The following is a 17,877-nucleotide window of genomic DNA, read 5'->3' as shown; positions in this document are numbered from 1 at the left end:
TAAGCTGGAGGAATTAAAATGGATTCAAAGGTTTATGATGTGATTATTGTCGGAGCAGGTCCCGGTGGCAGTTCACTGGCAGCAAAGCTTGCTGAAGCAGGGCTTCATGTTTTAATTTTAGAGAAGCAAAGTTTTCCGCGTTATAAAGTATGTGGAGGCGGGGTTACCAAGAGAGCCTTCCTGAAAATGCCGATTGATATCACACCGATTATTCGAGATCAGATCACTTCATTTGTCACGGTGGAAGGAAATCATGACATTCAGGAGTTTAAACATAAAACGCCGTTTATTTATATGGTAATGAGAGACGAATTGGATCAACTACTGGCGAAACATGCCGTTGACTGTGGTGCAGAACTGAAAGAGGATTCCTTCGTTAAAAAAGTGGTCGAGTATGGTGGAGGGGTCGAGGTCTTCACAAGGGATGAGAAATATTCAGGACGGTATTTGGTTGGAGCCGATGGCGTAAACAGTATCGTTGCGAAACAGGTCGGGTTAATGTTGGAACGCAGGAAAGCTCTGGCATTGGAATATGAATTCAGATGTAACCAGACAACAAACACAAAATATAAAAACAAAGTTATCATTGATTATACCAGTGTACCTGACGGATATATATGGATATTTCCGAAAAATGGAATTCTATCGGCAGGTATCGGTTCTTACTCGTTAGGTCAGAAATTGATGTCGAAATATTTGCATTCATTTCTTAACCATCAGGAAGTGAGTGGAGATCTGCTGAGTGCGAAAGGATCTTTTTTGTCTGCCGGCGGTACCCGGCAGACAATCATGGCGCAACGAACAGCATTAATCGGAGACGCAGCCGGACTGGTCGATTCATTTGCCGGAGAGGGCATCTACTATGCTTTGTGGAGTGCTGAATTACTTGCTGACCATTTAATAAAGACGATCAGGGATGGATATAATGAAGCATTCTCAACCTATCAAAGAGATGTTGATCTGACAATCATGCCCGAACTCAGTACATTAGATCAGTTTGGCCGGGAATTTTACAAAAATCCGAAATTGATGCAAAAGATTGTTTCTCGTTTTCCTAAGTTATTAAGCTTAGTTTTTGATGTATTAGAAGGAAAAAGAGATTATAGCAAACTGTACAAGAAATTCAATATAGTAAAATCGTACGGCCATTTTTTGAATCTGAAAAGCTCTATTTTCACTTGAGTCCATTCTAAAAGACCAATTAATGATATTACCGTCATGATACGGAGTTATGTTTAGGATTAAAGGTTGACCCTGTACTTTGGTACAGGGTTTATATTGTATATGAGGTGAAACAAATGGGGTTACGAATCGGACAGCTGGCCAGCCGAACTTACGTCAACAAAGAAACGATCCGGTACTATGAACGGCTGGGGCTAATTCCAATTCCCTCTCGTACAGCGAAAGGATACCGTATCTATAAGGCTCAAACAGTGGACCGAGTGAATTTTATTAAAAAGTTGAAGAGATTAGGATTTACATTGAATGAAATTGACAAGTTGTTAGGCGTTGTTGACCGCAATGAAGTGAAGTGCAGAGATATATATGATTTTACCGTTAACAAGATTGGTGAGATACAGCATAAAATCGAGGAATTAAACAAACTTGAAAAGATGCTTGTCGATCTGAAAAAAAGATGTCCTGAGAATAAAGAGATTTATGAGTGCCCCATTATTGAATCCTTAATGTGAGAATACGAGGAGGAAATCATATGATAACGTATCGAATGACTGTTCAGGGGATGACTTGTGCCGGGTGTGAAGACCGTGTGGCAAGTACTCTGGAACATATTGGTGCAAGAAACATTAAGGTTAATTATCAACGTGGGGAAGCTCTTTTTGGGCTCCCGGTTAGTATTAAAAAGGAGACTGTGGAACGGGCAATAGTTGAAGCACACTATCAACCTGTAAATTTTATGCAGATCCAATCAGAAGGAGATTCTGATAAAGAAGACGACTACGATTACATTATTATTGGCTCTGGCGGTGCGGCTTTTGCTTCAGCCATTAAAGCCAGAGAGTATGGCGCCAGAGTGGCAATGATTGAACGAGGTATAGTTGGCGGTACCTGTGTTAATATCGGCTGTGTTCCTTCTAAGACCTTGCTCAGAGCCGGGGAAATCAATAACCAGGCAAAAAATTATCCATTCAAGGGATTGCACACTTCAGCAGCTGAAGCTGATTTAGCGCAACTGGTTGAGCAAAAAAATGAATTGGTTGAAACATTACGGATCCAAAAGTATGAAAATTTAATTGGAACTTATGGTTTTGAACTTATTAAAGGAGAGGCAAAGTTTGTCAATGAAAAAACGATCGAAGTGAATGGCAGACGACTGACGGGAAAGCGTTTTTTAATCGCCACCGGTGCTTCACCGCTCATACCCGATATTCCCGGATTAAATCATGTGGATTTCTTAACCAGCACAACTTTACTTGAACTGAAAAAGATCCCGAAACGTCTTGCGGTCATCGGTTCCGGTTATGTAGGTTTTGAATTAGGTCAGCTTTTTCATCATTTAGGTACGGAAGTAACATTGATGCAGCAGAGCAATCAATTATTAAAAAAATATGATCCGGAAATATCGGAAACCATAACACGAGCTTTAACACAACAAGGTATTCATTTTATTACCGGAATAAAATTCAAGCGTATCGAACAAGACGGGCAGATAAAGAAAGTCCATATAAAGACTGAGGGTAAGGAACAAGTTATTGAAGCAGAGCAGTTGCTTGTCGCAACAGGACGCAAACCGAACACAGCAAACTTAAATCTGTATTCAGCAAACGTTAAGGTCGGTACCCGGGGTGAAGTCCTCATTGATGAATTTTCCAGAACGACCAATCCACGTATTTATGCAGCTGGGGATGTCACGCTCGGCCCGCAATTCGTCTATGTCGCTGCTTATCAAGGCGGTCTTGCTGCAGACAATGCCGTCGGAGGACTTGGTCAAAAAACTGACTTAGACTTTGTACCGAGCGTTATGTTTACAACTCCATCAACTGCCACGGTTGGATTAACGGAAGAGCAGGCAATAAAAAAAGGCCTTAAGGTAAAAACGTCTGTTCTGCCTTTAAGTACCGTGCCCAGAGCAATCGTTAATCGAGAGACGACTGGTGTCTTTAAATTAGTGGCAGAAGCAAAGACACTCAAGGTCTTGGGCGTCCATATTGTTGCTGAAAATGCTGGAGACGTAATTTATGCTGCAACCTTGGCTATTAAGTCCGGGCTGACTGTAGAAGATCTTCAGAAAAGTCTTGCACCCTATTTGACTATGGCGGAAGGCCTGAGATTAGCAGCACTCACATTTGACAAAGATATATCTTCGCTGTCTTGCTGTGCAGGATAACAATATTAATAATTAACGAAACAAATTAAGGCTAATTTAAAAAGACATAACTCCGATGACAATTTACTTCAAATCAGAATGATGTTGTTTTACTGATGTTTTACTGCTGCCATACGTAATGGCAGGTGTTTCACCTCACAACATATTTTATTTCTACATAGTTTCCAAACAAAATCCACACATTTATTGCTTATTATCTTTAAATAGAAAATATCGAAACTAATTAATGTCATGTTAAGGGCAGTTTAGGGAGGTCCTTTTGATGCTGATTTCGACAAGGGGCCGTTACGGACTGACGATTATGATGGCTTTGGCCAAAAATCTGGGTAAAGGACCACTGTCGTTGAATGCAATTGCTAAGGCCTATAATCTTTCCGAAAATTATTTGGAGCTTCTGGTCGCCCCTCTCCGTAACGCCGGATTAGTAAACAGTGTACGTGGTGCATACGGTGGGTACATTTTGTCGAAAACCCCAAAAGAGATCACGGCAGCGGATGTTATTCGGGTGTTAGATGGCCCGATTCAACCTGTAAAAGTCGCTGAAGAAGATGAATTAGCAAAACGTGAAATGTGGGCAAAAATTCACGATGCCGTCTGTAATATTTTGGAGAGGACAACGCTTGACGATTTGATTCATAATGATTCAGGCTCACAAGTTCAAGGTCCGAATATGTTTTATATTTAGCGCAATGTTCGAATGGACCAATTGAGGGGCTCTAAAGGGGTAAAGCAGAATAAAAAATATAAATGAAATTTAAAGGGTTTGAAAATTTAAGAGATAGTTGTCAGACATATCATTCAACGTAGTACGGAACGGGGGTCTTTCACCTAATACTCCATAGAACAGAGAGGAAGTTAAAGGGGAAAGAAATTAGTGAAAAGAAACTATTTACACGTGACTATGACTTTAGGGATGGTACTTTCATTAACGCTTGGTTTTAATGCGTATAACGTACAGGCAGCATCTGATCGCCAAACGGATATTAAACAGAATCTATCAAACAATCCACAACTAACAAACAACAATAAGCAACAAGATGTGGTAGTTAAACGAATTAAGGCCACTGAAAAGCAAATTGAAACACTACAAAAAAATGTGATGGACAAGCAGAGCAAATTAGATGAGAGTCAAGAAAAATCCAGGTGGTTGAATAAGGAAATTAATCGGCTGACCAGGCAGATCAATGCCAGAGAAAAATTATTAAAAAAACGACTTCGTTCCATATACATCAATGGAGGGGTAATAAGCTATCTTGATGTACTTTTAGGTGCAGAAAGTTTTGGAAATTTTCTTGATCGGTTATTTGCACTGAAAGTTATTTATGAAAATGATCAAAAATTACTGACCGCCCAAGAGAACGATAAGAAGCATCAGGTATCTAAAAGAATTTCTTTAACAAAGGAACAAAGAAAATTGCAAAATGGATTGGCGGATTTAAGAAAATTAGAAAGGGATCTTCTTAATGAAAAGGCAGATCAACGCAGCGAGTTAGCATTATTAAGAAAAGAAGCTTCAAAAATCAAAGAGAAAGAAATGAATAAAGAAGAAACAGAAATTACTAAAGCTCAAACACGCGAAGTCAATAAACAGTCGCCGTCAATAGAAATTAAAAAATTATCTATGAGCCGGTCGGCTTTTATAAATCCTACTAAAGGTTATATCTCATCAGGGTTTGGTAAGAGGTCGTTTGGCAATAGCTTTCACCCTGGAATAGATATAGCTAACAGTGAAGGAACACCGGTAAAGGCGGCTGCGGATGGCATAGTATTCAGAGCCTATAGATCTTCCAGTTATGGAAATACGGTGATGCTTTCCCATAAAATCAATGGGAGATTGTATACGACGGTTTACGCTCACCTAAATGCTTATAATGTTTCTACAGGTGAACGAGTGGCACAGAGCCAAGTCATTGGAGGAATGGGTAATACGGGGGAATCGTTTGGTTCTCATCTGCATTTTGAATTATACATAGGGCCATGGACTCCACCACCACATAAGGGAGCGGTTAACCCAGCGAACTATATTCAATAGAATGATATTTTCTACTATTCATGCATTAAGGGTAAGTTACCAGCAGGTAACATTTTCACTTCATTATGTTTATTCCTGTAACATCGACTATAAAATAACAGTGGAATCAAAAAGTTGCTGTTATGAGCTCATATTCCCATCAACAAAGTAATCCTCCAAAAGAGTTCATTTTTCATTGTAGGAAAGTCAGGTATATAGAATTATGTCAGATAACAAAGTAGTAAATATATCCACTCAAAAGCCCGCTCGGATAATGATTCCGTCCGGGCTTTTTTAAATAGGAGGTATTCCTGCAACAGATGCAGCAAGCATGAACATCTATTTTCGGAAATGTCCAACTTGAACCTGAACATGTTGCCTACCTTTGATAGCCATCATCTGGATCGTTAAATATTTAATGTGATGTCATTCTATATTGATCGAGACAGTCGCACTGCTGGATCGAAAATAGAATGCATCCGCCGTGTCCGCCTTTCAATTCAGGGTCGCTGTGCAAACGAATGACGGATCATCCGGCAGACTCCATCAAAAAAAGGCTTACCAACGCGCTCGTGACTGCCCGGCGTTATTTCTGCTGCAGCAACTTTTTCAGTTCCTTCCCGTATTTACCTTTCAGGGCAATGATATACAGGATGATGCCCATCGGAAGCATGGCCGCATACTGGCTCACATGAAGCAAGAGACCGACCGACAGTGCGGTGCTCTGCGAGACCCCCAGTCCGGCAAGACCGATAATGACCCCATATTCGAAAAGACCGACAGCACCAGGTGAGGCGGGAATAAATCCGATAATATTCGTTGTGGCGAAAACGGCCAGTGACATCCGCAGCGATGCAGACAGGCCAAACCCGCAGGCGGCTAGCCCCAGCCATGTGGCGATCAGCAGCAGCAGATAGGATAAAAAGGCCCAGAACATCATTTTCAGCAGGCCGATATTTAAGTAGTCATTCATATATTTGCGGAAGCGCGGAATCAGGAAAATACTTGCCAGAAACACGACGGCCAGAGCGATACATGTAAAGAAAAGAATCCATAACGTCCGCATGATTTCAGGGTCTTTGAACCCGGAAAAGGGAACAGCAAAGAGTGAAATCATGATGATTGCGATCGAGTCGGCGATAGCCGGTATCACCACCAGTTTCGTACGGCGAATCGCGGAGTAACCAGCTGGGAAGAAGGCCAGACGCAGCCCATCACCAATATGGAGAGGTAAGACCATGTTTGCTGCGTGTCCGATGCCAACAATCTGAAAGGCAGTCAGCCGATCTATGTTCGGATCCATACCCAGTGTATAGCCCAGACCGCGAACATAATTGGAATAGATTGTGATGACAATGGAACAAAAGACAAGGAACCAGTTGATTTTCGATTGTTCCAGCAGGCTGAGATCCAGTTTTCCGAGCGACTTTATCGAATAATAGATGATCACGATGGTGATGATTATTCCTGCAATAAGCTTGAATTTTGTTTTCCCTGACATCTGGTGACTCCTTACTGAACTTTTTGGCGGTTTGTGGCCGGCAGCTCTCAGGCGATTGGAAGACTTCGTGACGTGTGGGCTTCACTGGCTGTTTGAATCAGTCGTTCAGTGATTCTGCGGGCAGACTCCGGCTTTCGAAACCGGTATTGGTGTTCAGCCAGCTGTTTCAGCTGTTCACCCTGATTTTTCATTAACGCTGAAATGATGTTCGGCAGGTGGTCCACATCTCTGCAAACAAAACCTAACTCATATTTTAAGACAAATTGAGGGTTTTTGGCCTCCTGCCCCCGTAATGCACCGGTCACGATGACCGGTTTGCACAGATTGACGGCCTCCATTAACACATTGGGGCTTGCCCGTATGATCAGAAGATCTGCTTCCTTCATCCGTGTGCTCATTTCTCTGACAAATCCATAGATCGTAACCCGGTTTCCGGCAGAGGAGGAGTATAATGCCTTCTCCATTGTTTTTTTTAAATGTGCATTATGGCCGGCAATAATCGTGATCCGGATATTCTGATTCTTTAACAGCGTTCTGGCGATCCTGATTACCTGGGCCGACCCCTGACTTCCACTGATAAGCAGGACCGAGAGATCTTTCCGGTCTTTAAGCGGCCGGTGGAAGGGAACATCAGGGTTCGCGTCGCAAAATTCTCTGCGGACCGGGAACCCGGTCAGAATCAGCTGATCTTCTGCCATACCTGCTTTTAACATCCTTTGTCTGGATTCTTCCGTCGGGCAGAGAATATATTTCGCCCGTTTGTCTGCCCAGAGACTGGTGACATGGTCCAGATCAGCAATCAAAGAAATAACCGGAATGTCCAGACCTTCCTGACGTAAAATATGAATCACAGATCCGACAAAGAGATTATGTACGGACACGATGATATCCGGATGGAAGATATGGATCTGCTTTAACAGAGATTTTCTGATACTTCGTGCAATGAATAAATTGACCAGCGGTTTAAACGGTGTGCTGAGCTGATAGATCAGTCCCCATAAGGCGGGAAATTTAATCGCAAATGAATCATAACTGCGGCTGGAAAACCGGAGAAACCCTTGGCCGAGTTCAAATCCGTCGATAACGGAAAATGCTGTTTCCGGGGAAAGAAGAAGAAGCTGCTGACTGAGTGCTTTAATAATACTTTGATGCCCACCGCCAGTATGCTTAGAAGTGATAAACAGGATTCTGTTCACGTTAATAGTTCCCCTTTAAATATCTTTATGGATGACTTCCCAGTCCTGGACCATATGATTATCAATATCCGTTCTTCTGCTGGAGAGGATGGCCAGGATTCTGGGCCGGTTATATCGCTGTATGATGATATACGGGAGATTAAGCAGGACAGCAAGAAAGATCATCAGAAGCGACATGCCGGTCGGATTCCACTGGGTGAAAATGAGCGAACTGAGAATAATACACCAGTGGGCAAGTTCAGCACGGCAGGTCTCCTGTGCAAATCGATACAGATAATCCGCACTGTGATGCTCCATTTGTTTTTTGGAAAAAAGGAATGAAAGAAAATCACTGAGTTCCGGCAACCGGTTCTTCCATTTTTTTATGCTTAAAAAGTCCTGATAGATCCTTCCGTTTCTCTCCCAGTTTCTTACTTTGAACAGCCAGCTGTCAAAGTGGAAGATCGATAAGGGCAGCTTTATCGATATGTATGTGTTGACTAAAGAGATGGTCAGAAAAATGAATAGATTATTCATTATTGTAAATAGTTTCACAAGGTTCATCTCGCTTTTCTGCGTAATAACTGCTGCCTGTGCATCTATGCGAATCGAACCGCCTGATAAAAAGCAGCGGCTAAATCAATGAATTCTTATTTAACTATAGATTAAAAGGCCGATAGAATCAACATGACAGGCCAGTGCGGGATATGAGCAGCCGAGCATTTGACGATGACAGAAGAAATTGATATCCCGCGTTAAAAGGAAATAAGACCCCACCTCAGGACAATGAGAGAAAACGAACATGCCCCGGAGGGACCACTGCCCGCAGAAGCTCGATGGGTTTAATTGACAATCAGCGGGGATGCGCGCAGGCTAAAACGAGGGCGCCCTGTCGCAACGCCTGTATGGGCTCGTCTGCACCCCACGGATCGAAGTTTTGCTTTATTGAACTTTGCAGTGCTTAAGCAGTTTTTCAGCGGCACATCAGTACCATCCTGACTGATCCGCAGAAAGGGCTTCGGGTTTTGACAGGGTCAGGGTGTATAAACGATATCAAAACACAGCGATACTGGCCGCGGATAAGAGATGAATGAGGGTTGATGAGATTGAAAAAATTGATCATAATTAATGGAACAATGGGCGTCGGGAAGTCAACCGTTTCGGAAATCGTCGCAGACAAACTGGCACCAAGTGTATTTCTTGATGGCGACTGGTGCTGGAAAATGAATCCCTGGGTCTTCTCGGAAGAAAATAAAGCAATGGTTACGGACAATATTACATATTTACTGAATGCATATTTGGCGAATTCTTCATTTCGCTATCTTGTCTTTTGTTGGGTGCTTCATCGTGAATCCATTTTTGACCAGATTCTCTCGCAATTGCATGGTGATTTTGAACTGTGTGAATTTTCGCTGATCTGCTCAAAAGAAACATTACGTGAACATTTCGCAAAGGACGCTCAAAACGGTATCCGAACGATGGATGCACTTGAGAAAAGCTATGAGCGAATGGAACTGTACCAGAAATTAGCGACACAGAAAATCAACGTGAGCCATCTTTCCGCTGAACAGGCAGCATATAAAATCATTGACCGGATTAGGAAATAACGGTTCAAGGCATAAATCAGGTCCAAATGCGTCAAACCGGCTAAGAATAACTTAAAGTGTGTCTGCGGGAGTTGATTCCGATGAATTCAAGAAGTCATGAATTAATGCAGTTGGCCATGAGCTTTATTGGTTCTTTTTATCCCAGTGCATGCTGCGTTTCAATTGGCGGTTCGGCAGCAAGAGGAACAGCAGATCGATACAGTGATCTTGATCTGACAGTCTATAATCATTCGACGCAGATTTGCGATCAAAACATTGAATTTCGTCATACTCTGATCCAGGTTCAATGTTCTCCAATACCGCGGCTGGAAGTTGTTTACCAGAATCCCTGGGCGTATCGCTTTCTAAATGAAATTAAAATCATTAAAGACAAAAACAATCTTCTCAGCTGCGTCCAAAGTGATGCGAAAAAATTTTTAAATTCATCAGCAGGTCAGAAGAAGATGATTCGTACGGTTCAGGCCATTGTTCAGGACAGGATTCTGGCTACAAAACGTTTTTTTCAGGCTGGTCGCTTCTATTCAGCGACGAATGAAGCGATGGGTGCCTGGTCGGAAGCTGCTTTTTTGAATTTATTTCTGAAGGAAGGCAGTCTGTCCACAAGCCGCGTTATCCCCTGCATTCGGAAGGATCAGGACCTGTACCGTGCGTTTCGGACACATGCACCTCTTCGTGATTGCGAGGTAATGACTGACTTTTCGCCCATTCTTCACCGGCTCCGTGAGTACTTAAGAGCACATCATGTGAAAGCACCTTTCGACCTTGATCCATTGCAGGAGAAATTAGTTGAACGTAAGAATAAGCGATTCATTGAAACAGGCGACTCCCTTAATCTTCAATGGCAGATGTATGGTGAGGCGCTGTGGTTATTTTTCTGTATAAATGATTCCATCAGTTTTGAACACGTCTATGATCAACTTCCGGAAAGACTCCAAAAAGAATTAAGATGGATCGGCTTTATACCCTTAGAAAAAGATAATCTGGACGGCCTGTGCAGTTTAAGCAACAATATAATTGAGCGATGGGTTTAATGAAAATTTCCGGCAGAAATCTCGTGCCTGTAAATAGTATTGTCTTGGTTCATGAGCGGAGATTTTCCGCTTAAATGCAGAATAGAACGGGTTTCGAAATCTAATAAGAGGGGGATTTCCGATTAGGCAATGAAAAGTCCTCCCAATTTCATGCTATTTGAGACAATAGGCGGAATCTCTCCGCCTATTGAAGTTTCCTGGTATCCTTTTTACTAAGTTAAGCGGAATTCTTCCGTCTCATTTATAGAGCTACCTGGCAGCGATGCCGGACCAGGTTCCGATATCCGTTTTATGGAGAAATAAAGGAATTGGCCATAATCCTGTGGAAGTGAAAAAGGGAAAGGGAATTCTAATGAAAGCAGGAGAGAATCGCATGTCGCATCCCTTTGACTGTATTACAGACTTCATGTTCTTTGAAACGCCGGTTAAACCCTCAAATATCATTTTGATACCCGGGAGCGGTCAGTCCGGGCTAATGGTCAGGGCGGCAGAACTCTATCATCAGGGGCTAGCTCCCTTCATCCTTCCATCCGGAGGAAAAAGTCGGAACGTTCCAACGACGGAATGGGCATTTTTACGGGAAATCGGACTGTCTCTGGGTGTACCGGACGGGGCAATTCTTAAAGAAGATCAGGCAACCAATACCTTTGAGAATGCGGAATATTCCTGGAATGTGCTGCAGCAGAAAGGTATAATGCCTGAAAAAGCCATTCTCGTCTGTAAAAACTACCATGCACGAAGAGCGTTGTTAACCTATCAAATTCACTTTCGGCACACGCTTTTCTATGTCAGCCCAATCGTTGACCGGACGGGGATAACGAAACAAAACTGGTTTCTGGATGATCATCGCATTCATGTCGTCATGAAAGAGATGGAGAAAACAGGGAAATACATGCGTCATTATATTTCCCGTATGCTCTGATTTTAGAAAAATATTAGAAAACGGGCTCATGAATTGATCATTATGTTAAAATTAAAAAGGATATACATTTTCACATTTCAGAAAGGTGGAGACAGATAGATGAGAAAATATGCCATCATTGGTCTCGGTCACGTTGGCGCGGCCGTTGCCTTTACCCTGGTATCAAAAGGAATTGCTGACGAACTGATTCTGATTGACAAGAATGAGGAACTGGCCCGGGCGGAACAGCTTGATCTGCAGGATATGCAGGGCCGGATTGAAACACGGACGATTATTAAAATCAATGATTACAGTGAACTTGCGGACGCAGACATCCTGTTTATTACTGCCGGTAATATTCTGGCGTATCAGGAGAAACAGGCGCAGGGCAATCGCTGGGCGGAATTCGTATACACCAAAGAAATTGTAAAAGACATTGCCCCTAAAGTTAAAGCTTCCGGGTTCCACGGCGTTGCCATTGATACGATGAACCCATGTGATGCGATCACGCAATATTTCCAGGAAAATACCGGACTCAGCCGTCAGCAGGTTTTTGCAACGGGGACTTTCCTTGATACGGCGCGGATGCAGAAAGTTGTGTCCGACGAGTTTAATTGCGATCCGAAGAACGTCAGCGGCTATGTTTATGGTGAGCATGGCCAGTCCCAGTTCACGGCATGGTCTACGGTTCGTGTAAATGGCCTGGACATTACAGCGCTTGCAAAACAGCGGGATCTGAATCTGGATGATCTGGAAGAAGCAGCACGCCGCGGCGGCTGGGAGGTCTATAAGGGTAAAGGGTATACCAGCTGGGCCATTGCAACCTGTGCGGTTAAACTGAGCCAGGCGGTGCTCTCTGATGCCCATGCCGCCTACATCTGTTCCTGCTACAGCGAAAAGTACGGCACTTATGTCGGGCAGCCGGCCATCATCAGTAAAAACGGGATTGAAGAAGTTACGGTTCTGCCGCTGACAGATGAAGAGGAAGCCAAATTCAAACATTCGGCAGATACGATTAAAGAAAAATTCCAGACGTTTAATGAACAAGTTAACTGAGTGAACGGACAGAACCGTTGACACTCGTTCCATATGAATACAAGCTCGCTGGCTGAGATCCGATGGTTCATCGGCATCCGGCCGGCGAGCTTTTTATTCTCCTGAAGTGCAACGCCTGGTGATAAAAGGGCTCCGGGGGGGTTGCCCTCCCTGGATCTGTAACACCGGAATCGGTGACATGCGTCTGATGTCCTTGCCGGAAGCGGACAGGTGAAAATAGTTCACACGGATAATAGGTATTAAGTTATAATAAAAAGGTCCTATAAAACTGGAAAAGGGTTGAATCCGTGAAATAGATTAACAGACTGACCGGTAGCGGTTTCATCTGTTATTGAAGATCAATGAGATGCGGCCAACGCAGCTGTCTGTAAGAATCATCGGGCCGTTATTGATCATCACCCGAGCAGAGGATGATTTATGATATGAGACATGTTTCCAAAAAACAATGGGCAGAGCTGTCTTCCGAAGAAACCGGGGGAAACAGAAAATTTTCTGCTTTTTGCCATACGATGTTTTCCTTCACTTTTCTCGCCCATATTTTATTTATGCCGATATTCTATATGCTTGGCAATCCGGTCGTTCTCATAAATAATATACTGGCTGTAATCATTGACTTTTTCTGTCTGCGGCTGAATCGTGCGGGCCGGACCCGCCTGGCAGGTATAATCTGGACGATTGAGATCGTCGCCCATTCGACAGGCTGCATCATTGTCTACGGTTGGGATCAAGGATACTATTTTTATCTGCTCGCCCTGGTGCCGATTGTGTTTTTTTCGGGATTTTCAGGTATTCTGCGCCTGATGCTGACCAGTACCCTTTTTTCGGTCGCACTTTTACTTTTCTATACTTCAGAAATTTTCCCACCCATTACAGAAACCAATACGGCTATGACGCATTTTATGTATCTGTCCAATGTACTGGCGAGTTTCACTGGATTGTCCTATGCTTCCTTCTACTATCTGAGGTACTCCGAACAGTTGGAGCACCGTCTGATACACCTTGCACACACGGATTCACTTACTGGCATTTCCAATCGGGGATTTTTCGAAGGGTCTGTTCAGGCAGAACTGCAATGGCATCAGGATAATGGATACCCTTGTGCGTTCATTCTGTTTGATATTGATGATTTTAAGGGCATGAATGATTCATACGGTCATGCTATGGGAGATCTGGCGTTGAAACAGGTGACGGATATGAGCCGGAGTGTCCTGCGAAAAGGGGATCTGATCGGACGCCTTGGCGGTGAGGAGTTTGGGGTTTTTCTTCCGAATACGGATCAGAACGAGGCAAAACAGGTGGCCGAGCGGATCAGACGCAAGATCTATGACAGCACGTTTCAGACATCCAGGGGTATTGGCGCTCATCTGAGCATCAGCCTCGGGTTAACGATTCCGAGGACGGATTATGTGGCGCTTCCTGAATTGATGAGACGTGCGGATCGAGCGATGTATCAGGCGAAAAGGAATGGTGGAAACCGTGCAGCTCTTTTTCTCTAATCATAAAATCAGAATTATAAAAAAATGGGCAGGCAGAGATACTCTGCTGTCCGTTCTCATCTTTAATGACCTGTTTCGCTGTGAATCATTCGCGTGACCTGCCGGAGACCGCTGTTCATCAGGATCAGAACGATGAACCAGCCGATTGCAGTCAGCACAATGACTTTGAGATCAGAGCCATTCATGATCGGCATATCCCATACGGCATGCAGAGCAACAGCAATGGCGAAGAATGTCAGGAAACGCCGCTGCATGAAATGACGGGAGTGAAGCGGCTGATCCTGTTTGACGATCATGAGCGCCGCGCTGGCAATGGCCGTCCACAGCGTATGGGTGCCGACAGCTGTCCAGGAGCGTTCGAAAATCACGTCCAGGAACGATGTATCGCTCAAGCCAAACGCCTGAAACAGGTAAACATAGCCTGCGGTCTCGAAAGCAGAAAATCCGGCCCCGATCGCCGCACCGATCAGGAGTCCGTTCAGGACGTAACGGGAATTGAGCCGGTAAATGAACCAGGCGGCGATGAGCATCTTCCCGGTTTCTTCGATCACTCCGACACCGATTGCGCTGGTCATCGTCAGCTGATCAAGAGGCACGATACTGTAAAGAAACAGGGAGACCAGTATGGAAGCGGTCCCGCCGACAAAAAACATTTGAACGACACTGAATATACTGATGTTTCGCGGTACATTCGTTTCAAAAAAGAAGACGACCAGGGAAAAGGGGACAGCGAAGGAACCAACCAGAATCAATCCCGGAAGCGTCACTGGATTTCTCAGGCTGATGGCACACACATAGAGTAATCCGTAGACGATCATTGAGACGAGAAACACGCGGAAGAACAGCCAGGGTTTCGGCCAATCCGCAGAAATATCTTTCACTTTTGGCGTGGTATAGACGGTCCCGGCAATAAATATTTTTTCACCGTCTTCTTTCGTATGCTTTTTGAATACCTCAGAAAAAATATCTTTCAGACTCAGGCTGACCGGTCCCGTTTCTCCGGTCATCTCGCTGATTCGTCGGGCAGCGGCACGGATAAGACTGCCTGTGGCATGCGGGGCTTGCGCACTGTTCTTTCCGCTTTGTGCTTTCATCAGAGCATGCAGATCCGACGCGGCGAAGGGCACCCAGTCCGTCATCCCTCTGGCGATGATCTGCGTGTTTCTGTTAATCTTTTGATCTATAGCGAGGCGAATCATTTGATCAGATGAGAAAGGACCTCTGACTTCTGAACCTGTGGAATAAAACCACTCTTTATCCAAACGAACCGCACCTCTTTATTTTATCTCTGAAATTCGCTATCTCTTATTATACGACAGGATTCGTGTTGCTGATGACGTCTGCTTGCTTAATCGCGTGTGTGCGTTATATTTATTAAGGAAGACTTCTATAAAGGAGAGTTTGTCATGTCTCATCCATTAACCAGTCAGGAAATAAAAGCATTACATAACCATTTTGCGGATCATCCGAGTTCGGCGGTTATTCAGAGAGCAGTGATGCGCAGCGGCGTGTTTGAAGCCAGTTACAATCCGGAAGCAAGGAAAAAGCTGAATCGTGTTTTTTCAGTCGAAGTCGAGACAGGAGAAGTGACGAACCAGCGTAACAGTGGACGCTGCTGGATGTTTGCGACACTGAATACACTCCGCCATCAGTTCGCAAAGAAGTATAAGGTGAAAGCTTTTGAGCTGTCACAGGCTTATCTTTATTTCTGGGATAAAATTGAACGGGCGAATATCTTTTATGAGAAAATCCTGAGGACGGCGGAAAAAGGAGCAAACGACAGGGAAGTCCGTTTTTATCTGACTGAACTGGACGGACCTGCGGGTGACGGCGGTCAATGGGCAATGGCGGCAGGGCTGATACAGAAGTACGGGGTCGTTCCTGCTTACGCAATGCCTGAGACGTTTAATACAAATGATACCACCGGATTCCGGGAAACCCTTAATCTGAAATTGCGTCGTGACGCAAAAGTTCTGCGCCAATTAAAGCAGGATGGTGCAGATGAAAATGAACTGAGCGGGCAGCGCCAGAAGATGCTGGAGGAGGTCTACCGGATGACCGCGATGGCGGTTGGTGAGCCGCCGGCCACATTCGATCTGGAATACAGGGATGATGATAAAAAACATCATCTGAAGAAGAATCTGACCCCGACAGCATTCCTTCATGATTACTTTGATATGGACCTTGACGATTATGTTGTTCTGACCAATTCACCGGATAAGGAACTGAACAAAAGCTACAGCATGCCGGCCCAGGACAACATCATTGAGGGAAAGCCGATCATCTTCGTCAATGTCGAGATGGATGCCCTTCGGAAAGCTGCCGTTGCACAGCTTAAAGATGGGCAGACCGTCTGGTTTGGAAATGATGTACTGAAACAGATGAATCGCAAGGAAGGCCTGCTGGATACGGAGCTTTATAAAACCGGCGATCTTTTCGATGTTGACCTGACGATGAGTAAAGCAGATCGCCTGCGATACGGTGAAGCCTCGGTGTCACATGCCATGACTCTGACCGGCGTTGATCTTGATGGAGAAAAGGTCCGGCAGTGGAAGGTTGAAAACAGCTGGGGCGAAAAGAATGGTGAAAAAGGTTACTTTGTGATGAGTGACAGCTGGTTTGAAGCGTTCACTTATGAGGTTGTTGTCCGCCGCAAATACCTGACGGAGGCGCAGCGGAAAATCGCAGATATGGAACCTGTACAACTTGCCCCCTGGGATTCACTTGCCTGAATCCTGTTGACTCTGTAAGAGATGGATTGACTCGCGGCCTGTTGCTTTTTCAGCAACAGGCCGTTTTTCTATGAAGGCCAGTAAGAAAAATAATGGTCGGAATCGAGCTCATTGCGATGCGGGGAACCCCTTGTGTCAGAGGGTATGATAAGGATTTTTGAGGTTATTTTCTCCCAAAACAGGGGCAAATCTGAAGTCGCAGGGTCAAAAATTTACCCCCATATGAAAAATACGAAAGGGAGAGTACCTGGTGTCCACTCTTGTCGGCTGGGGAATCAGGTTCGCGCATGATCAGATGAATAGGCGGAAAAATTCCGCTTACTTAAGTAATTAATATGAAAAATAACTAAAATAGACGGAGAGATTCCGCCTATTGACTCAGAAGACGGGAAATGAAACTTTTTTCCTGGCATAATCGGAAAAATTCCGCTTATTTTACTTTTGCGCTCAGGACAAAACATCTGATGACAAGTAAGTGAGATGAAAATCCCCGCAAGATGGGAGATAGCCTGTGGCGGCTTTGAAAGGGATCACAAACCTTTGCAATACGGAAAAGTTACATCGGTTTAGATCGGCGTGATAAAAAATGAACATCGCAAAAAGCTCATAATCCATTTTCCATTGCCCAAATGGTTTGCACCTGCTATGATAAAAATGTTATGGATTGAAAAAATGGAGGGTTGTCTTATGACAGCATCACTCAGATTGAGAAGAGCCGGTCTCGTCCGCTAATTTCATAAGCTATCAGCTTCGACAGCGCCTGGCGCAACGGGATCAGTCTTTTCATGTAATAACCTCATGTAAACGTCATGACAGAGGGGATTGACGGCCTCTCTTTTTTGATGCGTTCAATATGATACGGAAATGAGTGATATGAGATGAATACAATAAACCCTCCTCGTATATTAGTAGTAAGAGCTCAATCCAAGAGAATTTCCAGTTGGATCCGGATACCTGGAATGACTCCTGGATTCCTATAGGATTTGTTTCAAAGCCTTTCGGCTTCCCTGTCCATTTAAGA

The 17,877-nt window shown here is 44.2% G+C and carries 15 protein-coding genes; 11 read left to right on the top strand and 4 right to left on the bottom strand.

All coding sequences use genetic code 11. The features are described from left to right. Nucleotides 1–18 precede the first annotated feature (18 nt). The 5 genes from EWH91_RS12845 to EWH91_RS12825 all read left to right on the top strand — a co-directional run bounded on the left by EWH91_RS12845 (nt 19) and on the right by EWH91_RS12825 (nt 5,378). Nucleotides 19–1,182 carry a geranylgeranyl reductase family protein gene (locus EWH91_RS12845; RefSeq protein WP_129930454.1) on the top strand — a complete coding sequence of 388 codons (1,164 nt, stop codon included), beginning with the start codon at nt 19–21 and terminating at the stop codon, nt 1,180–1,182. A 116-nt stretch (nt 1,183–1,298) separates the two neighbouring features. Then, a complete protein-coding gene (merR, locus tag EWH91_RS12840) occupies nt 1,299–1,691 on the top strand; it encodes a mercury resistance transcriptional regulator MerR (RefSeq protein WP_010023125.1) in 393 nt (130 codons plus the stop codon). Nucleotides 1,692–1,711: 20 nt separating this feature from the next. Beyond that, entirely contained in the window at nt 1,712–3,346 is a 1,635-nt protein-coding gene (merA, locus tag EWH91_RS12835) for a mercury(II) reductase (RefSeq protein ID WP_129930452.1), read from the top strand. Between the two features lie 262 nt (nt 3,347–3,608). Next, a complete protein-coding gene (cymR, locus tag EWH91_RS12830) occupies nt 3,609–4,031 on the top strand; it encodes a cysteine metabolism transcriptional regulator CymR (protein ID WP_129930450.1) in 423 nt (140 codons plus the stop codon). Nucleotides 4,032–4,220: 189 nt separating this feature from the next. After that, nucleotides 4,221–5,378 (top strand): murein hydrolase activator EnvC family protein, encoded by a 1,158-nt coding sequence (locus EWH91_RS12825; RefSeq protein WP_240697367.1) that lies wholly within the window; start codon nt 4,221–4,223, stop codon nt 5,376–5,378. 565 nt (nt 5,379–5,943) lie between these two features. Here EWH91_RS12825 and EWH91_RS12820 read toward each other — a convergent pair. Genes EWH91_RS12820 through EWH91_RS12810 form a run of 3 tightly spaced genes read right to left on the bottom strand, consistent with a single transcriptional unit; the run spans nt 5,944 to nt 8,597 of the window. After that, nucleotides 5,944–6,858, bottom strand: a complete 915-nt coding sequence (locus EWH91_RS12820) for a lysylphosphatidylglycerol synthase transmembrane domain-containing protein (protein WP_129930448.1) — start codon at nt 6,856–6,858, stop codon at nt 5,944–5,946. Between the two features lie 47 nt (nt 6,859–6,905). Beyond that, nucleotides 6,906–8,054, bottom strand: a complete 1,149-nt coding sequence (locus tag EWH91_RS12815; RefSeq protein ID WP_129930446.1) for an MGDG synthase family glycosyltransferase — start codon at nt 8,052–8,054, stop codon at nt 6,906–6,908. A 15-nt stretch (nt 8,055–8,069) separates the two neighbouring features. Further along, on the bottom strand, nt 8,070–8,597 hold the full coding sequence (locus EWH91_RS12810; RefSeq protein ID WP_129930444.1) for a glycosyl-4,4'-diaponeurosporenoate acyltransferase CrtO family protein: 528 nt from the start codon (nt 8,595–8,597) through the stop codon (nt 8,070–8,072). Nucleotides 8,598–9,139: 542 nt separating this feature from the next. Between EWH91_RS12810 and EWH91_RS12805 the strand changes: the two genes are divergently transcribed. The 5 genes from EWH91_RS12805 (at nt 9,140) to EWH91_RS12785 (ending at nt 14,124) form a co-directional block, all read left to right on the top strand. Further along, complete coding sequence (locus EWH91_RS12805; protein ID WP_129930442.1) at nt 9,140–9,640, top strand: AAA family ATPase; 501 nt, start codon at nt 9,140–9,142, stop codon at nt 9,638–9,640. An 80-nt stretch (nt 9,641–9,720) separates the two neighbouring features. Continuing rightward, on the top strand, nt 9,721–10,671 hold the full coding sequence (locus tag EWH91_RS12800) for a hypothetical protein (protein ID WP_129930440.1): 951 nt from the start codon (nt 9,721–9,723) through the stop codon (nt 10,669–10,671). A gap of 352 nt (nt 10,672–11,023) precedes the next feature. Continuing rightward, the gene (locus EWH91_RS12795; RefSeq protein ID WP_326407614.1) at nt 11,024–11,593 is read left to right on the top strand and encodes a YdcF family protein; all 570 of its coding nucleotides are present in this window, start codon (nt 11,024–11,026) and stop codon (nt 11,591–11,593) included. A 99-nt stretch (nt 11,594–11,692) separates the two neighbouring features. After that, nucleotides 11,693–12,628 (top strand): L-lactate dehydrogenase, encoded by a 936-nt coding sequence (locus EWH91_RS12790; protein ID WP_129930438.1) that lies wholly within the window; start codon nt 11,693–11,695, stop codon nt 12,626–12,628. A 422-nt stretch (nt 12,629–13,050) separates the two neighbouring features. Further along, the gene (locus EWH91_RS12785; protein ID WP_165364327.1) at nt 13,051–14,124 is read left to right on the top strand and encodes a GGDEF domain-containing protein; all 1,074 of its coding nucleotides are present in this window, start codon (nt 13,051–13,053) and stop codon (nt 14,122–14,124) included. 62 nt (nt 14,125–14,186) lie between these two features. Here EWH91_RS12785 and EWH91_RS12780 read toward each other — a convergent pair whose 3' ends face one another. Then, on the bottom strand, nt 14,187–15,386 hold the full coding sequence (locus tag EWH91_RS12780; RefSeq protein WP_129930434.1) for a PrsW family glutamic-type intramembrane protease: 1,200 nt from the start codon (nt 15,384–15,386) through the stop codon (nt 14,187–14,189). A 144-nt stretch (nt 15,387–15,530) separates the two neighbouring features. Here EWH91_RS12780 and EWH91_RS12775 point away from each other — a divergent pair, with 144 nt between their 5' ends. After that, nucleotides 15,531–16,856: a C1 family peptidase gene (locus EWH91_RS12775; protein WP_129930432.1), complete on the top strand. Its 1,326-nt coding sequence runs from the start codon at nt 15,531–15,533 to the stop codon at nt 16,854–16,856. Nucleotides 16,857–17,877 lie beyond the last annotated feature (1,021 nt).

Source organism: Sporolactobacillus sp. THM19-2, from assembly GCF_004153195.1.
Taxonomy (GTDB): domain Bacteria; phylum Bacillota; class Bacilli; order Bacillales; family Sporolactobacillaceae; genus Sporolactobacillus.
Note: the sequence above shows the minus strand (reverse complement) of the source record. Positions and strands in the feature narration are given on the sequence as shown.

Coding starts and splice junctions, on each gene's coding strand:
- EWH91_RS12845 (WP_129930454.1), top strand. CDS start 19: ATGGATTCAAAGGTTTATGATGTGATTATTGTCGGAGCAGGTCCCGGT.
- merR (WP_010023125.1), top strand. CDS start 1,299: ATGGGGTTACGAATCGGACAGCTGGCCAGCCGAACTTACGTCAACAAA.
- merA (WP_129930452.1), top strand. CDS start 1,712: ATGATAACGTATCGAATGACTGTTCAGGGGATGACTTGTGCCGGGTGT.
- cymR (WP_129930450.1), top strand. CDS start 3,609: ATGCTGATTTCGACAAGGGGCCGTTACGGACTGACGATTATGATGGCT.
- EWH91_RS12820 (WP_129930448.1), bottom strand. CDS start 6,858: ATGTCAGGGAAAACAAAATTCAAGCTTATTGCAGGAATAATCATCACC.
- EWH91_RS12810 (WP_129930444.1), bottom strand. CDS start 8,597: ATGAACCTTGTGAAACTATTTACAATAATGAATAATCTATTCATTTTT.
- EWH91_RS12800 (WP_129930440.1), top strand. CDS start 9,721: ATGAATTCAAGAAGTCATGAATTAATGCAGTTGGCCATGAGCTTTATT.
- EWH91_RS12795 (WP_326407614.1), top strand. CDS start 11,024: ATGAAAGCAGGAGAGAATCGCATGTCGCATCCCTTTGACTGTATTACA.
- EWH91_RS12790 (WP_129930438.1), top strand. CDS start 11,693: ATGAGAAAATATGCCATCATTGGTCTCGGTCACGTTGGCGCGGCCGTT.
- EWH91_RS12785 (WP_165364327.1), top strand. CDS start 13,051: ATGAGACATGTTTCCAAAAAACAATGGGCAGAGCTGTCTTCCGAAGAA.
- EWH91_RS12775 (WP_129930432.1), top strand. CDS start 15,531: ATGTCTCATCCATTAACCAGTCAGGAAATAAAAGCATTACATAACCAT.